This is a genomic window from Rhodoferax sp. RT4P68 (assembly GCF_056521305.1).
In genome coordinates this window covers 122,321-140,529 of sequence record NZ_JBWMBB010000015.1, presented here as the reverse complement: position 1 = coordinate 140,529, position 18,209 = coordinate 122,321, and the positions used below count along the sequence as shown (strand labels likewise).

Sequence of the window (18,209 nt, the reverse complement as noted above, 5' to 3'; positions counted from 1 at the left end):
CTGAGCTTTCCTTTCACAACCACCGGAGACGCATCCCATGATCCAGGTCCTGGCCATCATCACCACCCACCCCGGCAAGCGCGACGACGTGCTGGCCGCCTACCGCGAGAACCGCCCGGCTGTGCTGGCCGAGGCCGGTTGCATCGAATACAGCGCTGTGGTCGACGCCGCCAACCTGCCGCCCGGCTGGGCCACGTTCGGCCCCGAAGTGTTCGTCGTCGTTGAGAAGTGGGAGAGCATGGATGCGCTGAAGGCCCATGCCAAGGCACCGCACATGGCCGCTTATGGCGCCAAGACCAAGGACTGGGTGGCCAACCGCGCCATCCATGTGTTGCAGCCGGTGGAGTAGGGCGCCGCGCGGGCGGGCCGGCCCAAGAGCGGCCGGCCAGCGCGTCGGCCCGCCATGGGCTCAGCGCTGGCCCGGCTTCACTCCATCGCCCAGCCGTGGCTGACGATGAGCGATTGGCCGGTGAGCGCGTTGCTGGGGAAGGCTGCGAACAGCAACGCCACTTCAGCGACATCGGCCACGGTGGTGAACTCGCCGTCCACCGTGTCCTTGAGCATCACCTTCTTGATCACGTCGTCTTCGCTGATCTTCAGCGTGGCGGCCTGCTCGGGAATCTGCTTGTCCACCAGGGGCGTGCGCACGAAGCCCGGGCAGATCACGTTCGCGCGTACGCCGTGCGGGCCTCCTTCCTTGGCCAGCACGCGCGCCAGGCCCAGCAGGCCGTGCTTGGCCGTCACGTAAGGTGCCTTCAACACCGAGGCCAGCTTGGAATGCACCGATCCCATCAGGATGATGCTGCCGCTCTTTTGCGCATACATGAGCGGCAGCACGGCCTTGGTGGTCAGGAACGCGCCATCGAGGTGGATGGCCAGCATCAGCTTCCATTCCGCGAGCGAAAACTCTTCGACCGGATGCACGATCTGCACACCGGCGTTGCTGACCAGCACGTCGACGGTTTTCCAGGCCGCCACGACTTCGGCCACGCCTGCATTGACCTGCTCTTCACTGGTCACATCCATCGCAACGCTCATGGCCTGGTGACCGGCCTCGCGCAGCTGCGCAGCGGTTGCCTCGGCGGCTACCTTGTTCATGTCGGCGATGACCACGCGCGCGCCTTCCTTGGCGTAGGTGATGGCGATTTCCTTGCCGATGCCGCTGGCAGCGCCGGTGACGAGCGCGACTTTGTTTTGGAGTTTCATGGGCCTTGTCCTTCGGTAGTGGTGAAGCGTTGCGAAATAATCAGTGCCTGTGAGCGGAAGGGGGCACCAGGTCCAGCACGGTGATGCCGCCGCGCTTGCGTTGGCGGTTGCGCCAGCGCGTGTCGGCAAAGCTGGCCTCGACGTTGGCACGCCCCGCGTCCCAGTGCTCGCGCACCGTCTGGCGCGAGAAGTCGTAGTCCTTCGATTGCAGGGCGTGGTGCTTGCTGCGGTGGATCAGGTGCATCACCGTCACGGCCTGGCAGTTGCCGGCGTTGAGCAGGGTCTGCAGATCCGGGTCGTCGGCAAAACTCGGTGGCAGTTTGTCGGCCAGGCGCTGCGCGGCCTCGGCCAGCTGCTGCTGTGCCGCGACGAGGTCGGTGTTCATGCGCGTGCGGCTGGCGAACTGGATGTCCTTGGCGCGCTCAGCCGCGTCTTCCAGATTGCGCGGCAGCGGGCCTCGCGCACTGAAGAGATCAACCTGGAACACCAGCAGATCGTCTACCGCAGGCTGGTCGATCACATACTGCAGCGGCGTGTTGGAGACCAACCCGCCGTCCCAATAACTGTGCCCGTCGATCGTCGTGGGCGCAAATCCCGGCGGTAGCGAGCCGCTGGCCAGCACGTGGGGCGCGAGGATCGGCGATGTGCAGGTCGGGTCTGCCGAGTCGAAGTAGACGGAGTTGCCGGTGGCCACGTCGACCGCGCCCACCGATAGACGCACTTTGTCGGAACCGTGCCCGGCGTTGATGCGATCGAAATCCACCAGCCGCTCCAGCGTGGAGATCATGGGTGAAGTGTCATACCAGCTCAGCGCGCCCGGGGTGCCTTGCGGCTGCAGCGGCGCGGGGGGAAACCGGGGGCTGAAGAAACCGGGCACGCCAAGCATGGCGGTTTGCGCTGCACTGGAGGCATTGAACAAGCCGCGCAGACCGTCACCCCATGGCGCAGGTGGCAAGGGCGACAGCAGCTGTGAGGAGACGCAGTCCCAGAACTCGCGCAGCCGCGCCACGCGGCGTTCGGGTGGGTTGCCTGCGATCAGCGCGGCGTTGACGGCACCGATCGACACCCCTGCGACCCACTCAGGTGCGATGTCGCGCTCGGCCAGTGCCTCGTAGACGCCGGCCTGGTACGCACCGAGCGCGCCACCGCCTTGCAGCACCAGCACACAGCGCTCAGGGGGTTCATCCGGACGGCGCGCCTCGCTGGGCGGGGAGGAGGGGATTGCGGACACGTGGGGCCTTGTCAGAGAGCAGAAGCGGAGCCTGGATGCTGCGAGGCAGTATAGGTCGCGTGGTCATGCGCACTGAGCCGCGCGGCGCCTGCCTGCTGGCCATAATCGGCCGCTTTTCCACTGTCTTGTATTGAAGGAATCCGCATGAACCGACTGTTGCCCGCCGCCGTCTTGACCCTGGCACTTGCACCGCTGTCCTGGGCGCAATCCACGCCCACATCGGCCGCCGAAGCAGCCAAGGAAACTGGCGCCCAGGTCACGGCCAGTGGCCTGGTCTACCGTTCGCTGAAAGACGGCGAGGGCACCAGCCCGGGCGCCAGCGACAAAGTCAAAGTGCATTACCGCGGCACGTTCCTGGACGGCCGCGAATTCGACAGTTCCTACAAACGCAATGCGCCCATCGAGTTCCCGTTGAACGGCGTGATCCCGTGCTGGACCGAAGGCGTGCAGAAGATGAAGGTGGGCGGCAAGGCCAAGCTGACCTGCCCGCCAGCGATCGCATACGGCAACCGTGGCGCTGGCAACGTGATTCCGCCCAACAGCACACTGCAGTTCGAGGTGGAATTGCTGGGCATCAACGGGCGCTGATCCAAGCGCACCGCCTGCTGGAGCCGCACTCGGGTCAGGCGGTTGACTCGCCCCGGAGCTGCACGCGGATCATGCGTCGTACACCGTGTCCAGCGAGCGGAAGCCCTTGATCTCCATCGGATTGCCGAAGGGGTCGCAGAAGAACATGGTCCATTGCTCGCCGGGCTGGCCGGCAAATCGCTGCTGCGGCTCCAGGATGAAGTCCGTCGCCTCGTCCTTGAGCCTCTTGGCCATGGCCTGCCAATCGTCGAGCGCCAGGATCAGCCCGAAATGCGGCATGGGCACCAAGGCATCGCCCACGCGCCCGGTGCGCGCGGTCGCAAATGGCTCGCCCAGATGCAGCGAAATCTGGTGGCCGAAGAAGTCGAAATCCACCCAGGTCTCCGTACTGCGGCCTTCACGGCAACCCAGCACGCCGCCGTAGAAGTGGCGGGCTTGGTCGAGATTGCGTACGTTGAAGGCCAGGTGGAAGATGCTCTGCATGGGTGCTCAGGAAGTGGATGTGGGACGGCGGACATTGTCGGATGCTTTGCCGCCGGAGCGCGTCGCCCGCGATGTCGGGTTGACGAGTGCGCCGTGACAGGGGCTGCGGCATTCGCGGAGAGAGGCGCGGCCGGTCGGCAACACAACGCTGACGCTGATGCACCGTCTTTAGTTGACATAATATACATCGTATAACGTAAGCGACGAAGGCCTCCGACCGCGGCACCGCCTCGACCCAGCACTCCAACATAGCTTACCGATGTCGTGCGGCAGCGCCACCTGCCCGCATCACATGCCGCTCGAACGCTATAGGTACATACTCTAGGCAACTGGGTCGTACGCCCATCAATCCGAGCGGGGTAGCGCCATGCATGAATTCCTCAGAAACAACCGAGAGGAGCTGACGGAGCGCTGCAAGGCGAAAGTTGCCCAGCGCCCACGACGTGCAGCCACTGCCGAGCAACTGAAGAACGGTGTCCCCCTCTTTTTGGAGCAGTTGATCACAACGCTGCATGCTGAGAGTGAAGGTCACGCGGGCGAGAGCTTGAGGATTTCTGGCGGCTCGGGAGGCGACTCTAACTCCCTGTCGGAAATCGGCGTGACTGCTACCGCGCACGGAAAGCAGCTGCTGGAACTTGGATACACGGTAGACCAGGTCGTGCATGACTACGGTGACCTCTGCCAAGCCATCACGGGTCTAGCAGTGGAGCGGGACGCGCCGTTCAGCGTGGAGCAGTTCAAGACCCTGAACCGCTGCTTGGACAACGCAATCGCCGACGCGGTGACGGAGTTCACTGCTCAGCGCGATGTAACGGTGGCCCGCCGCAGCTCCGCCGAAGCCACCGAGAGACTCGGCTTTTTGGTGCACGAGCTGCGCAACTCACTTCAGACTGCCACGCTCGCGTTCAGTGCCTTGGAATCTGGCCAACTGCCGGTTGCCGGCGCGACCGGTGGGGTGCTGAAGCGCAGCTTGCTCGCCCTGACGTCGCTCGTTCAACATGCCCTCGATGAGGTGCGGGTTGCCGCCGAGCCGCAGTTGAACAGCGACAGTGACGTGTTCTCGCTCTCCTCCTTTATCGGGGAGGCCGGCAACGCGGCACACCTGCAGGCTATTGTGTGGAAGTGCCCCCTCATCGTGAGGAATGTTGACCCGCACGTTCAAATCCAAGGAAATCGAGAGCTTCTTCTCGGCGCCCTATCCAACCTGCTCCAGAACGCTTTCAAGTTCACGCGCCCTCAAACGGAGGTGTCGCTGAACGCTTATGTGGACGGAGCGGGTGCTGTCTTGATCGAGGTGGAGGACCACTGCGGTGGGCTCGCCCCGGGCGCCGCCGAAATCTTGTTCAGGCCTTTCTCCCAGCAACACGTAGACAAGACTGGACTGGGCCTTGGGCTTGCCATCGCGCGCAGTAACGTGCAGAAAGCTGGTGGCACCTTGAGCGTGCGAGATGTGCCCGGCACGGGGTGCGTATTCACCATTCATCTTCGCGCACATCGACCGGAACTGCGCCAGAAACAGCCGCTGTAATCTGTCGCAGCAATTTCAACAGGACTAGCTCACCGCTACGGCTGGCAGGGGCCGCGTTCGGGGGGATGAGTGGCGTCATCCGCCGTGTCGTTGCGTCTGTCGCATCTGTGTTGCGCGCAACATTTCGCTTGTAAGCGAACGGTCTTTGCAGAGCCGCCAATCTGCGCCATGCGGTGAGCAATCGACTGCCTTGCCTACTTGGGTGTAGTCGCCTTTGACGGCCCTGTTGCGGCCCCTGTGCCGCCGCACAGAGTGTTACGTCCGCAGCCTCGAACTCCCATATCGGTGGGATGCCGCCACGGGGCGCATTGCTAACACTGGACGCCAACTACCAGGAGGTTCGTTCATGTCCACCGTCGCCACCACCTTTCGAACTGCAGCCAGCGCGCTGTGCCTGTTGCTGGCAGCTTGCGGAGGCGGCGGTGGCGACGAGCCCGACCCGCCCCCACCCCCGCCAGCGCCGCCCGCCGTGACGACGGCCATGGTCGGCCCGGCGGGCGGCACGGTCACCGGTGCGGGCGGCGCCCGCATCGTGGTGCCGCCCGGTGCGCTCGCGCAGGAAGTGGCGTTGAGCATCACGCAACCTGGCGTCGGCGCCCCTGCCCTGCCCGCCAGCGCGACGCCCTTTGGCCCCGTGCTCACGCTCACGCCGCACGGCACGCGGTTCAAGGTGCCGGTGCTGGTGAGCGTGCCCTTCGACCCTGCGCTCGTTCCGGCCGGCACCGAGCCGGCGCTCTACAAGACCTTGCCCGGCGAAGCCGCCTGGGAGCCCGTCACCGGCACCCAGCTGCAGGCCGACACGCTGACGGCGGCGGTGCAGAGCTTCTCGTCCTTCAACGTGGCCAGCCCGCCACCGGTGACGCGCGACGACCCGGTGCGCGAATGGTCGTTCGCTCTGTTCCCGGGCAGCGGCATGGGCGAATCGCTGTTCGACGCGGACCGACAAGTGGGCGGCCGGCTCGAGGAAGTCGCGACCTACGGCGGCACGCCCTTCGATGCGGCCCTCGTGCTGTCGTCGCAGACGCTGCCATTCGACAACCTGGCCAATGGCTACGTGTTCGGCAGCCCGAACGGGGTCACCTACGGCGTCTTTGCCGAGGCGCCCAGCGCCGACCTGGGCGGGCCTGACCCGATCGGTTCTATCACGCGGCTCAGGCAGACGCAGAGCTACATCAAGAACGCCGACACCGCGACGTTGAGCTTCACGCTGACCGATGTGCAGATCGATCTGATCGATTTCGGCGCCCGGGCACCGGCCTCGCGCTTGCTGACGGCCGAGGTGCTGCTCTCCGTCGGCGCCTACACCGACGGTTCGCGCAGCAACTATTTCTTCTACACCGCCGGGCGTGCCTTCGTGCATGGGAGCAAGAACTTCTTCGCCTTCCGCGCGCAAGACGAATCCTTCTCGCAAAGTCCGCTGTGGGACACGGCGAGAGACTTCGACTTCGAGCATGACACCCGGTTCACCACGACGCAGGCAGGCAGTTGCGTGGGCAGCCGGGGGCGGCTCAAGCTCAAGCGGCCGCGCACCTATGCCGTGGACCTGTCTGGCGTACGCGTCGGTCAGGAATTCACGCTGCACGTCGACACCCACGCCAAGGCGATCAACCGGCGCGGCGGCTTCTCGGTGGGCGACTGCGAAGGCACCTACGCCGCCGCTTACCTGCGAGATCCGCTGAAGATTGGCGGCGTGACGCTGACGCACACCGGTATCGCCGCAACCAACCGGCCCCAGGACCCGCCGCCGGTCCAGGTGGTGCTCGCCCCGGCCGCCTGCGTGCCCGGCCCTGCGCCGGACCCGGCGGCCGGCACCCTGCAGTTCGAGGCGGCGGCCTTTGCCGTCAGCGAGGCCGCCGGTGTCATGCCCACGGTGTCCATCACGCGCAGCGGCGGCAGCACCGGCGCCGTCACCGCCACCTTGCGCACCGCCGACGGCACGGCGCAGGCCGGGCTGGACTACACGCCCGTCGCCGCCACGGTCTTCTTCGCCGATGGCGAGCTGGGGCAGCGCATCGTCGAAGTGCCGACGCTGCCGAACACCGCCATCGGCGGCAACAAGACGGTGTTGCTGCAGCTCTCCGACCCCGGCGGCTGCGCGGCACTGGGCGCACAGGCTTCGGCGGTGCTCACCATTGAAGACGACGAAGACGCCAACCCGCCCGCGCCGCGCGGCGCGGGGTTGGACACGACGTTCGGCAGCAACGGCAAAGCAGTTGCTGCGGGCTTCGGTGGCACCGGCACGGCGATGGCCGTGCAACCGGACGGCAAGATCGTGATGACCGGCGGGGCGAGCGACGCGTTCCAGCTCGCACGCTTCCTGGCCGACGGCCGGCTCGACACCGGGTTCGGCAGCGGCGGCGTGCTGCGCACCGACCTCATCAACAACGCCTTCGTGCAGGAGACCGCGCGCGCCGTGGCCATCCAGGCCGACGGCAAGATCGTGGTGGTGGGCGACACCCGCGTCGGCTCGCCCTTCGGCTTCGCGCTGGCGCGCTATCTGGCCGATGGCACCCTGGACACCGGCTTCGGCACCGGCGGCACCGTGCTCGGTGGCGTGGTGGGCCGCGCGTTCGCGGTGGCGATCCAGCCCGATGGCCGCATCCTCGTGGCCGGCGACGACACCGCGTCCGAGAACTTCAGGCTGGCGCGCTACCTGCCCGATGGCCGTCTGGACGCGAGCTTTGTCAGCGCCGGCCAGGTGCTGACCGACATCGCGGGCGGGCCCGATCTGGCGCGCAACCTCGTCGTACAGCCCGATGGCGCCATCGTGGCGAGCGGCACACCAATCGGCAACACAGGGCCTACCGGCGTTGCGCGCTATCGGGCCGACGGCAGCCTGGACACCAGCTTCGGCACCGGCGGCAAGCTGCTGGTCACGGCCGCGCGCGTGGGCGAGGGCCTGACCCTGCAGCCCGACGGCAAGCTGGTGCTGGTTGGCGACATCGACGTGGCCGCGCCATCGGGCACGACGACGCAGTTCGCGGCCGTAAGGCTGAACGCCAACGGCAGCGTCGACGGCGGCTTCGGCCAGGCCGGGCTCGTGACAACGGGTTTCACGACCCAGGGCGACGGGGCGCTCGCGGTGGCGCTGCAGGCCGATGGCCGCATCCTCGTGGCCGGCTTCAGCAGCCGCGTAAACGCGAACTTCTCGCTGGTGCGCTACAACGCCGACGGCGCGATCGACACGGGCTTCCTGGGCGGCACCGACGGCAGGACGGTGCTCGACTTCTTCGGCTTCGGCGATACGGCGGACAACGTCGCCATGTTGCCCGACGGCAGCATCGTGCTCGGTGGCTTCGCAACGGCCAACGTGGCCGGCTCGGGCTACGCGCTGGCGCGCTTCAATCCATGAGCGCCGTGAGCGCCGCGCACCTCACGGATGCGTTGGGCTATCTGGCGGCGTTGCTGGTGCTGGCGGCCTTCTGCATGCGCGACATGACGGCGCTGCGCTTGCTGGCGATCGCCAGCAACCTCGCTTTCATGGCGTATGCCATGTACGCCGGCCTGCAGCCCATCTTGTTGCTGCACGCTGTGCTGCTGCCCGTGAACCTGTGGCGTCTGATGCACGATCAGTGGGGCCTTGCAAGGTGGAGAGGGAGGGCGGCTGCGCCAAATGACGCGAACCCTGCGCATGCTGGCGACTGACTTCGCAGGATGCTCGAGCCTTGTGACCGCTGCAAGCAGACCCGATGCACCGAGCGTTGCGAACTGGCGGTAGCTTCGCAACCGAACCGATGAAGCGCTACCCCAGCGCTGTTTGCCGCCATCAGCGACTGCACAAGCATGTCTGCGCAAGTCGAGGGAGATTCCATCGCCCCCCTCCGCACCGGTGCCTGCCTGTCGACGCAGTTTGATTCAGCAGGGTTGGATGTCCGCCGCCGAACCGTCTGGGCTGGTGGCCGTCCAGCCGTCCAAAAGGTTGAGCAGATGGTCAGGATCCACTGGCTTCGCCAAATGCGCATTGAAGCCAGCGGCTGCGGTGGCGTCGCGGTCGTGCTGCGTACCCCAACCGGTGAGGGCGACGATGCGCGTGTCGTGAAGCCCCAGGTCGCCGCGCAAGCGCCTGGCAACCTCGTAGCCATTCATCAAGGGCAGACCGAGATCGAGGAGCACGACGTCCGGTGTCCACCGGGCAGCGATCCGCAGTGCTTGCGGCCCATCGGCCGCGCCTTTGGCTGCATGCCCTCCTGCTTCAATGAGCTCCACCAGGGTGGACAGCCCGTCCACGTTGTCCTCCACCACCAGCACACGGCCACGATGTCCGAGGGTCACGGGGAGCTCGCCGACGTGGACCCGTGCAGGCGTTGTCGCCAGCGGCAGCTCAACTGTGAAGGTGCTGCCACGATGGAGACCGTCGCTGCGCACGCTGACGGCGCCACCGTGCATTTCCATCAGGCGCTTGACCAGGGAGAGCCCGATGCCCAGGCCCCCATGGGCCTTCTGCCCCGTGTGCGGCAGCTGCGTGAACATTCCAAAAATCCGGCTCTGATCTTCAGCAGGGATCCCGAACCCGTTGTCCACCAACTCGACCAGGACCCGGGCGCCGTCGACCCAGGCCGTCAGACGGATGTCGCCTCCATCGGGCGTGTACTTGGCCGCGTTGTTCAGCAGATTGGTGAAGACTTGCACGAGCCGCGCGGGATCGGCGTGGATCAGCGCGGCTGTCGGTGGCAGCGCGACCGTAACCTGGTGCTGGGCCAACTGCAGAGCCGGGGTGGCGGCTTCCACCGCTTGTCGCACCAAAGGGCCGATGTCCACCACTTCGCGCTTCAGTTCAATCATGCCGCGATTGATCCGCGAGACGTCCAGCAGATCGTCGATCAACCTGGCGAGGTGCTTCGCCTGGCGCTCGATCACCTCGTGGGCACGGGCGTGCTGCGATGCCGTGGGCGCGCGCTTGACCAACGACAACGCGTACAGCATGGGTGCAAGAGGGTTGCGCAATTCGTGCGCCAGCGTCGCCAGAAACGCATCCTTGCGCCGGTCCTGCTCGCGCAGCAGCGCTGCATCGCGGACCCGTTCGATGTTGGTCCAGCACCGGTCGACCACGTCGGAGATGACGTGCAGGTCCTCGTCCGTCCATTGCCGCGGCGATGCCTGGTGCACCGCCATCATGGCCACCAGCCGGCCCGCCTTCACCAGGCCCGCGCACACGATCGCCTGGATGCCAATGGCGTTGAACATGCGCCCGCCGTCGCCGTCGCCCAGTTCGCGATCCACGTCGTGCACGACCAGAGGACGACCACTCCGCAAATTGGATGTCGCCTGCGTTCCGAACAAGGCCAGCGAGTACACGCCAGCGCTCGACGGCACGCCCGCACGAGACCAATCGCTGCGGATGGTGAAACGGTCGTTGTCATGCTCGACATCGGCATAGGCGCAGCGGGTTGCGTTCAGGTGCTCGCCCAGCAGTTGCGCCGTGATATGCATCACATCGGTCGCCTCGATCAACGGGCGGGTCGCGCGCTCGATGCTGTCGAGCAAGTGCAAGCGCTTCTGGACGGTGGCCTGCAGGACGGCCGCCTGTTTGCGAAGCGTGATGTCGATGGCCGTGCCGATCGCGCGTGTGCAGACGCCCGCGTCGCTGAAAAGGCCGCGGCCTTTGGCCGCCACCCACCGAACGACCCCGTCTTCCTTGCCGACGGTGCGATATTCCACGTCATAGACGGTGCGCCGACGCGGATCCTGTGCATCGGCAAAGGCTTGCACAACGAAGGGCCGATCGTCAGGGTGCAGACAGCTGACGAAGTCGTCGAGCGTCGCGCAAGCGTCCGCAGATATTCCGAACATGGCCTTGACGCGCGCGGGCCAATACAAGGTTCCCGTCGGCACGTCCACGTCCCACAGACCGACCTCGGCGGCGTCGATCGCAAGTCGCAGCTGCTCCTCTTGTTCCGCCAGGGACAAGCCGACCCGCGTGCCGCCGTGATTGCCTGAGTCCATGTCGTGGTTCCACGCCCGAAGACGTCCGTGTCCAAGCCGTTGCTGTGCCGATCACGCCATTATCCGCAGGCGGCGGACACATCCCGCGGTGAGACCGGCCGGCCTTGCCGGTCCTTGACGCGCAGCGATGTCACGGAGACCTTCGATGCAGTGGGCTGTGCTGCCGTCGCGCTGGCACCGAGCGGATCACCGGCGCTTTGGGGCGCTGTCGCCCGTTGCTGAGCCGCCCGATGCTGCTTCCGCCGACGCCTCTCGCGCCGCGCACGCGACTGCCTGGGTCCACACCAGCATCCAGTCAAGGACCTCCTCCAACGCTTCGTCGTCGGTGCGCCCGCTGCGCTTGAGGACGGCGAGCGCGTGGTCCGCGCCGTCGATGTCCGCACGCGTTGCCGATATGCCCAACTGCTGCATCAGCTGGTCGTGCTGAGATGCTTCTGCCAGTGCGTCCCGGGTGCCTCTGAGGAACAACATGGGAATGCCGATGTCGAGCAGGTGCGGCGCGCGCTCCAGTGACGGCTTGCCCGCAGGATGGAGCGGGAAACCCAGGAAGATCAGTCCCAGTACCCCGGGCAGCGGCTCCAGAGCTTGGGCCTGCGAGGTCATGCGGCCGCCGAAGGACTTGCCGCCAGCGAAGAGCGGCGACGCGGGCCACAACAGATCGGCGTGTCCGACCGCCGCGCGGACTGCTGCGTGTGCGACGGCAGGTGTGTCGACCCGCCGCTTGCCAGCCTCCGTGTACGGGAACTGGAACCGCAGCGTTGCGATGCGCCTCTCCGCCAGACCCGCAGCCACGCGCCGCATGAACACATGGTGCATGTCGGCACCGGCCCCGTGGGCGAAGACATAGGCTGCCTGGGGCTGGTCTCTTGCGGTGGCGACTGCGCTGACCGAACCACCGCCTGGGAGTTCGATCCGAAACTGCCGATCTTCCATTGGGTGGGGCCTAGGGGCTGTCGCTGCCGACAACGGGCAAGGTCAGCGTGGCCGGACACGCAGTCCAAGGCGCTGAGACTGAAGAGAGCGCCCCCATGCAAACTTGCCGGCGAGCTGCGCCTGGCAAGCCCGCACAGCTGAAACGCTGCCTGCTGGTTGTCCGTGTCGATGTATGCATGGCGTGCAGGATGTTAAGAACCGGGCACCGGTTGGTCCCGTGCAGATGTGAGTGTCGGGGTAGATGGACGCCCGTCCAAGCCTGTACTGCAAATGCGGCGCCGTCCTACCCAGCGGTCCGGCGTGGCGCACTTGAATGAACTGCGCGGTTTTCGCGTTTGGCAGGAGACCAAGATGCCCCAATCCAGCAAATCGGCCAAAGGTGGAAAAACTCATTCTCACAAGGACTCTGGCTCGAAGCCGAACGCCTCAGAGGAAACGGTCAAAAAGGCTGCGGACAAAAGCAATGCATCCCCGGTTGGACCGGCCCGGCATGGAGAAAAAAAGACGACACCCTGAGTACGACAGGTACGCCGGAGGGCGCGCGTACTCGACGTGTCTTGGTTGCAGATGGCAGCGGGGATTGCGGCGCACCCGGGCTCAATTCCGCGGCCGCCGCTGCTGGTCGTCAGCAAGCCGATGAAGCGGGAACCGCCCATGCCCTCCTCCACTCAAGTTCCTTCGTTTGGTAGCCGCAGCGAGGGAGGCGTGCGGCGCATCAGCCTCGCGACGCGTGCGGGGCAACCGATGCGCAATGCTGGCGCGGACTGGGGTCGGGCTCCTGGTGGACTCCCCCACTCCCGCGCGCTATCAATGCGGCGTTTCCCCTGACCATCGCGAGGCCCCGGGAGCTGATGGATCGCGGGGCGAGCCATGCGGCGCGGCGGTCCATGTCATTGCGCGCCGTGGTGCACTACCTCGATCTGTCGCATACGAGCGCGATGACTGTTCCGACGGCGGACGGGCACCGCGCTGCGCGGCATGGCCTGCGCAAGCCACCGCTGCCGGCAGTCCCCATCGTCCGCATTGTTGTGACCCAAGGCGCCCACCGGTTGCCCTCCGGTTGCGCGGGCCGGTGCATAGGCCAGTCCACCACCTTCGGTCTCGGCTGAATACACACTGATATGCCCCGAATTTTCAGACGCTACCCCCCAGCCTTGACGACGCAGATCACCGTCCTGTTCGGGACGCTGGTCGCAGCGCTAGCGGTGGCCCTGGTCCTGATCTTCGCAGAGCTCGTGCGCCACCAGGCGCATGGGCGCAATGCGGCGGAACTGACCGACCTGGCCGGCAATACGGCCACGCTGCTGGCAGAAGGTCTGCAGGCACGCAGCCGTGAGGTCGAAGTCTTCGCGCGCTCTCAGCCGCTGTGGCGCGACGGTCTGGACGCACCTGCCGCAATGGCGCTGATCGCGCGTATCCGGGCCATCCGGCCCGACAGCCTGTGGGTCGGTGTGGCCGATGCTGAGGGCATCGTCCGCGCCGCCTCCGACGACATCCTGCTCCGTCAAAACGTCTCGGACCGGCCCTGGTTCACTGCGGGTCGCAGTGCATTGTTCATTGGTGACGTCCACCCTGCGAAGCTGCTGGAGGGCAAACTGCAGGCACCGCCTGGCGGCGAGCCCCTGCGGCTGGTTGATTTTGCGGCGCCGATTCGCGTGGACGGGGTCTTGGTCGGTGTGCTGGGCGTGCACGTCAGCTGGGATTGGGCGCGCCAGGCGGTTGCACGCATCCTCCCCACCAACGCGCCCGACCGGGGCATGGAGGTCTTCATCTTCGACCGCTCAGACGAACTGATCTACGCGCCGCATGGTCGGACGACCGCCATGCGCAGCGCGGGCCAGCGGCTCCCTGTGACCGCGCGCGCCGAGGCCACGCGGCCGGTCCCGGCGGTTGAGACCGTGCCTTGGCGGGACGGCAAGGTCTACCTGACGTCCGTGGTTTCGCTGCCGCCACGTGCGGGAGCGCAAGACCTGGGCTGGCGCATCGTCGCCCGTGCGCCGAAGGACGGATCGCTCGCCCCGCTGCGCAACGCCGTCCTGCTTGCGCTCGCCATCGCCTGTCTCGTTGCGTTGGCTGTCGGGGCGGCAGCTGGCATGGGCGCGCGTCGCCTCGGCCAGGACCTGCGTCGCGTTGCCCATGCTGCCGAGGCGATGGAGGCACAAGGCGCGGACGCCGCGATTCCGGTTCTGCACAGCAGCCCCGAGGTGGCCATGCTCTCGGGCGCACTGCAACGCATGACACAGCGCTTGCTGGCCGCCAACGCACAGATGCAGGCGCGCGTTCGCGAGCGCACGGCGGACCTGGAAGAGGCGAATCGGGCGCTGGAACAGATGGTGCACCACGATGCTCTCACCGGGCTGTTGAACCGCCGCGGGCTCCACCTGCACGGCGCGCGGCTGGTGGCCATGGCCCGGCGCAACTTTAGTCCGCTGTGCTTGTTGATGCTGGACGCAGACCACTTCAAGGCCATCAACGACACGCACGGTCATCCGGTGGGCGACGAGGTGCTCCGGTTCCTGGCCGGCAGCTTGCGCGCGAGGTTGCGTTCAAGCGACATCATCGCGCGCTGGGGCGGTGAGGAATTCGTTGTCCTCTTGCCCGATTCATCCCTCGCACAGGGACAACAGATTGCCGAGCAGCTGCGTGAAGCGATCATGGCCCACCAGCACAGCGTCTGGGGGCGGGTGACCGTCAGTGTCGGCGTGGCCGAGTTGACTCGGCCCACCAGTCGGCTCGAAGACCTCGTCCGTCGGGCCGACGAAGCGCTGTATGTAGCCAAAGAGCGCGGGCGCAACCAGGTGGCGGCCGCCAGCGAACAGCTGTGATTGGTCCGCGGCGTCGTCGCTCAGGCACGCATTGCCAGCAGGGCCTCGCAACGGTCGACGCGGACTCGGCGACTGAACCGATCTTCGCGCCCCCAGCGCCGCAAGAGGTTGGCGTTCTGCCGTGGATCGACGTGGATGACCGCAGGCTAGCCCACGGAAGCCGCGGCCGGGTGGGCGATCCGGATCATCGCACTGGCCGGCGCATCCAGACCGCGACGCGAGGTGGCTGGCCGCCGAGCCAATCGAGATAGGAGTCGGCGCCGATCGCCTGATTGCCCGCGTGACGATTCGCCCTGCCCGGCTCGCAAAGCGGCCCCGCTTCAATCCGCCCGCCCGACAACTATTTCAACCAACGAAATAGAGCCGACAGATTGTCGGCGCGGTGAGGCGGCGCTGTTACATGTAGGCCATCGGCTTGTGCCTTGTCAGCCCCGGACTACGCTGGTGTGAATTACTTCACACCGGCTACTTTCCCCTCTGTCAGCATTATTGACGCATGAAATTCCAGGGTATTCCAGATCGCTCGCAAGCCCTTGATTCGCAAGGAATCTGTAACATTGGCACCGTCTTTGCGTTACAGATTGATACCTAACTCTTGGAATTTCAGATGCAAAAGATTTTGTTCAGCGCAATTTTGGCCACCAGCAGCCTGCTGTCGGTGTCCGCCCACTCGGCCACGATCAGCTTCGGCTTCACTCCCGACGCGCTGTCTGGCAAGACCACGCCGTTCCTCGGCGCGCCCAATGTGTTCGTCGAAACGCTGGACCGTACCGACGGCAGCTGCGGCCTGACCCAGCCTGGCGCCACCATCAGCGGCGGCAGCTACGCCTTTCGCAAGGGTGGAATTAACAACGTCGCCGCGCCTCCGCTGGGCGACAGCACCTGCTACGCCTACGGCCCGGCAGCTGCCGGCCAGGGCATCGGCACTCTGCCGGATGTCTCCAGCATCCCGCTGCCCGCAGGTGTGACCCCAGCCCAGGTGCTGGCCTCCGTGACGATCGACTACGCCGGCCTGGTCAGCACGCTGACCGGTGGCGCTTACCTGAACTACTTCGGTCTGTACTACGGCTCGATCGATGCCTACAACATGATCGAGTTCTTCGACGAGACCGGCGCGACGGTCGACGTCGTGTACGGCCAGGACATCATCGACCTGTGCTCACCCGCCTGCGCGCCCGGCAGCCAGACCGCCGCCGGCACGAACCAGTACGTCAATTTGTTCCTGGACGGCAACGAGACTTTCCAGAGCCTGCGTCTGTCCACCTGGGGCATCGCGGTCGAAGTGGACAACCTGGCCGTCGGCGTGGGCGTGCGCGCCGTGCCGGAACCCGCATCGCTGGCCCTGGTGGGCCTGGGCCTGGTGGCCTTCGGTGCCACCCGTCGCCGCAAGCAGCGCAACTGAGCGACTGACGATTCCTCCTGGCCCCCGTTCTGCGGGGTGCTCTTCAAGCCCCGCTCTGCGGGGCTTTTTTCATATCGATGCGTCGGCCACTAGCGTCATGTGAGGTCTCAAAACGGCGCGTCGGCCGACGTCAGAACCCTCCTTCGAGCTTCATAGCCCAGCGCCTGGGGCGATCCAAAGTGATGTTTTATGGGAGATCCGCATGACTGATCCCTTCGACGACATGACGCCTACGAACGCCTCCGCTGAGGCGCGCAGCTTGCGACAACAGGTCCGCGAGCTCATTGACTACGACGACGCCCGCGATAGCGCCCCGCAGGAGCACAACGTCACGTTGCTGGGAGCAGGCGCCTTTGCACTGTGCGCAATGCGTGCGTCGAGCCGGCTGGGCGCGGTCCTGCACGCCATGGTTGCGGGAGCCCTACTCCTGCGGGCGGCGTCCGGCCGCGACGGGCTACGTCGCTGGGCGGGGGCCCACCCAGCCCGGCCACCCCGCACGCATGGAGGCGCGACTGTTTCGGACAACTTCACCGCTCCAAGTCAGCGCAGCACGCCAGGGTTGTGAACGGAGGCGAGGTTACGCCCGGCGCTTCCGATCGATAGGAATCGGGGTGGTTCCTACTGCAGCCCCCCTTTCCACCGTCCCCTTGCCATCGCGATGGCGTGTCGAGAGATGAAGCCCAATCACTCAGGGGCCGAGGCTACAAGGCCCAAATGATGGCCATCGCGCGTGTTTCATGTCGCAATGCAGTGCGGCAAAAGGCGCTCGTACTCGTTCTTCACAACCCGATAGCACTCGCAGCTCCGGCCTTCCAGCGCCTTTCGGTCGATGACCGTGATACGGCCGCGGGCATAAGTGATGATGCCTGCTCGTTGCAATCTCACCGGACCCTCGGTCACACCCTCGCGACGAACCCCCAGCATGTTCGAGATCAGCTCCTGCGTCATGTTCAACTGGTTGCTGCTCAATCGATCCAGGCTCATCAGCAGCCACCGACACAGTTGCTGGTCCAGCAAGTGGTAACGATTGCAGACAGCGGTCTGCGCCATTTGTGTGATCAGGGCCTGCGTGTACCGCAGCAACAGGTGCTTGACGGGTATCGAGCGATCGAATTCGGCTTTGATCACTGCCGCGGGCAGCCGGTAACCCTGCCCACCACTTTGCACGACCGCCCGATTCGGCGTCGTGTCACCGCCCATGAACAAGGAAATTCCGACAAGCCCTTCGTTCCCGGCCACGGCAATTTCAGCCGACGCTCCTGTCTCCGTCACGCCGAAGTGATCTATCGGCGCGGGCCATGGACGACACGCGAGGCGGTCGAGCTGTCGACGCTGGCATGGGTGTCATGGTTCAACAACCTTCGCCTGCTCGAGCCTCTCGGCTACATCCCACCGGCCGAGGCCGAGGCAAACTAGTGGGCAGTCCACGCCGACTTTATTCACAACCAGAGAGAGAATCCAAAGGCCAAGCAGCCAATGTGGGCGTCAGACCAACCGGGTCTGGCTCAAGCCAGCAGGCCACCCTCGAAAACCCGGCGCGGTTCACATTGACTAACCTTATGTACAGCGTCTTCAAATTCTTGCACCTCCTCGGCGTGATTCTTCTTCTCGGCAACGTGACGGCCAGCGCGGTGTGGAAGGTGTTTGCGAATCGGACTCGAAATCGAGTCATCGTCGCCTTCGCGCAGAGGCTCGTGACATTCACCGACTGGTCACTCACGCTGGGAGGCGTTCTACTCGTCGCCGTCGGAGGCTACGGCATGGTCTTCCTTGCCGAGATGAATCTTTGGGTGGGATGGTTGCTTTGGGGACAGGGGCTGTTCGTAGCATCCGGACTGGTGTGGTTGATCAAGCTTGTCCCTCTTCAAATCGCGCAGTCTCGGTATATCGCGCGGTCTCACGCCGCGGGAGAAGTGGACCAGGAATACTGGGCGCTTTGCCGCGACTGGATTTTCTGGGGTGTTGTAGCAACCATTCCCCTTGTGATTGCGCTTTATTTGATGGTCGTGAAGTTTTGACCCCAGACGCGTGACGACATGGTCGTTACCGACTCGCGCACCACCCGACCCC

The 18,209-nt window shown here is 65.7% G+C and carries 13 protein-coding genes and 2 pseudogenes; 9 read left to right on the top strand and 6 right to left on the bottom strand.

Going from position 1 to position 18,209, the window contains the following annotated elements; all coding sequences use genetic code 11:
• Window positions 1–37 precede the first annotated feature (37 nt).
• Entirely contained in the window at window positions 38–349 is a 312-nt protein-coding gene (locus tag AC099J_RS26675; protein WP_479618324.1) for a putative quinol monooxygenase, read from the top strand.
• 77 nt (window positions 350–426) lie between these two features.
• Here the strand turns inward: AC099J_RS26675 and AC099J_RS26670 are convergent, their stop codons facing one another.
• Entirely contained in the window at window positions 427–1,206 is a 780-nt protein-coding gene (locus AC099J_RS26670; protein ID WP_479618323.1) for a 3-hydroxybutyrate dehydrogenase, read from the bottom strand.
• A gap of 40 nt (window positions 1,207–1,246) precedes the next feature.
• Window positions 1,247–2,437, bottom strand: a complete 1,191-nt coding sequence (locus tag AC099J_RS26665) for a DUF3734 domain-containing protein (protein WP_479618322.1) — start codon at window positions 2,435–2,437, stop codon at window positions 1,247–1,249.
• A 144-nt stretch (window positions 2,438–2,581) separates the two neighbouring features.
• On the opposite strand from AC099J_RS26665, the gene AC099J_RS26660 reads away from it, so the two are divergent.
• The gene (locus tag AC099J_RS26660; protein WP_479618321.1) at window positions 2,582–3,025 is read left to right on the top strand and encodes an FKBP-type peptidyl-prolyl cis-trans isomerase; all 444 of its coding nucleotides are present in this window, start codon (window positions 2,582–2,584) and stop codon (window positions 3,023–3,025) included.
• A 69-nt stretch (window positions 3,026–3,094) separates the two neighbouring features.
• On the opposite strand, the gene AC099J_RS26655 is transcribed toward AC099J_RS26660, so the two are convergent.
• A complete protein-coding gene (locus AC099J_RS26655) occupies window positions 3,095–3,508 on the bottom strand; it encodes a VOC family protein (protein ID WP_479618320.1) in 414 nt (137 codons plus the stop codon).
• A 367-nt stretch (window positions 3,509–3,875) separates the two neighbouring features.
• Between AC099J_RS26655 and AC099J_RS26650 the strand changes: the two genes are divergently transcribed.
• The 3 genes from AC099J_RS26650 to AC099J_RS26640 all read left to right on the top strand — a co-directional run bounded on the left by AC099J_RS26650 (window position 3,876) and on the right by AC099J_RS26640 (window position 8,681).
• Window positions 3,876–5,036 carry a sensor histidine kinase gene (locus tag AC099J_RS26650; protein ID WP_479618319.1) on the top strand — a complete coding sequence of 387 codons (1,161 nt, stop codon included), beginning with the start codon at window positions 3,876–3,878 and terminating at the stop codon, window positions 5,034–5,036.
• Between the two features lie 346 nt (window positions 5,037–5,382).
• Window positions 5,383–8,388 carry a Calx-beta domain-containing protein gene (locus AC099J_RS26645; RefSeq protein WP_479618318.1) on the top strand — a complete coding sequence of 1,002 codons (3,006 nt, stop codon included), beginning with the start codon at window positions 5,383–5,385 and terminating at the stop codon, window positions 8,386–8,388.
• On the top strand, window positions 8,385–8,681 hold the full coding sequence (locus AC099J_RS26640) for a hypothetical protein (RefSeq protein ID WP_479618317.1): 297 nt from the start codon (window positions 8,385–8,387) through the stop codon (window positions 8,679–8,681). Before AC099J_RS26645 ends, AC099J_RS26640 begins: the two co-directional genes overlap by 4 nt.
• Before the next feature lie 210 nt (window positions 8,682–8,891).
• Here the strand turns inward: AC099J_RS26640 and AC099J_RS26635 are convergent, their stop codons facing one another.
• On the bottom strand, window positions 8,892–10,979 hold the full coding sequence (locus AC099J_RS26635) for an ATP-binding protein (RefSeq protein ID WP_479618316.1): 2,088 nt from the start codon (window positions 10,977–10,979) through the stop codon (window positions 8,892–8,894).
• A gap of 186 nt (window positions 10,980–11,165) precedes the next feature.
• On the bottom strand, window positions 11,166–11,912 hold the full coding sequence (locus tag AC099J_RS26630) for an alpha/beta hydrolase family protein (protein ID WP_479618315.1): 747 nt from the start codon (window positions 11,910–11,912) through the stop codon (window positions 11,166–11,168).
• A gap of 1,154 nt (window positions 11,913–13,066) precedes the next feature.
• Here AC099J_RS26630 and AC099J_RS26625 point away from each other — a divergent pair.
• Window positions 13,067–14,737, top strand: coding sequence for a diguanylate cyclase (locus AC099J_RS26625; RefSeq protein WP_479618314.1), 1,671 nt, complete (start codon window positions 13,067–13,069; stop codon window positions 14,735–14,737).
• 607 nt (window positions 14,738–15,344) lie between these two features.
• On the top strand, window positions 15,345–16,139 hold the full coding sequence (locus tag AC099J_RS26620) for an Npun_F0296 family exosortase-dependent surface protein (RefSeq protein WP_479618313.1): 795 nt from the start codon (window positions 15,345–15,347) through the stop codon (window positions 16,137–16,139).
• A gap of 735 nt (window positions 16,140–16,874) precedes the next feature.
• Here AC099J_RS26620 and AC099J_RS26615 read toward each other — a convergent pair.
• Window positions 16,875–17,411: pseudogene (locus tag AC099J_RS26615) on the bottom strand (Crp/Fnr family transcriptional regulator); the annotation flags it as partial.
• Here AC099J_RS26615 and AC099J_RS26610 point away from each other — a divergent pair.
• Together AC099J_RS26610 and AC099J_RS26605 are read left to right on the top strand one after the other, a co-directional pair.
• Window positions 17,403–17,555: pseudogene (locus AC099J_RS26610) on the top strand (IS3 family transposase); the annotation flags it as partial. The pseudogenes AC099J_RS26615 and AC099J_RS26610 sit on opposite strands and share 9 nt — an antisense overlap.
• Before the next feature lie 143 nt (window positions 17,556–17,698).
• The gene (locus AC099J_RS26605; RefSeq protein WP_479618312.1) at window positions 17,699–18,157 is read left to right on the top strand and encodes a DUF2269 family protein; all 459 of its coding nucleotides are present in this window, start codon (window positions 17,699–17,701) and stop codon (window positions 18,155–18,157) included.
• The last annotated feature ends 52 nt before the right edge of the window (window positions 18,158–18,209 follow it).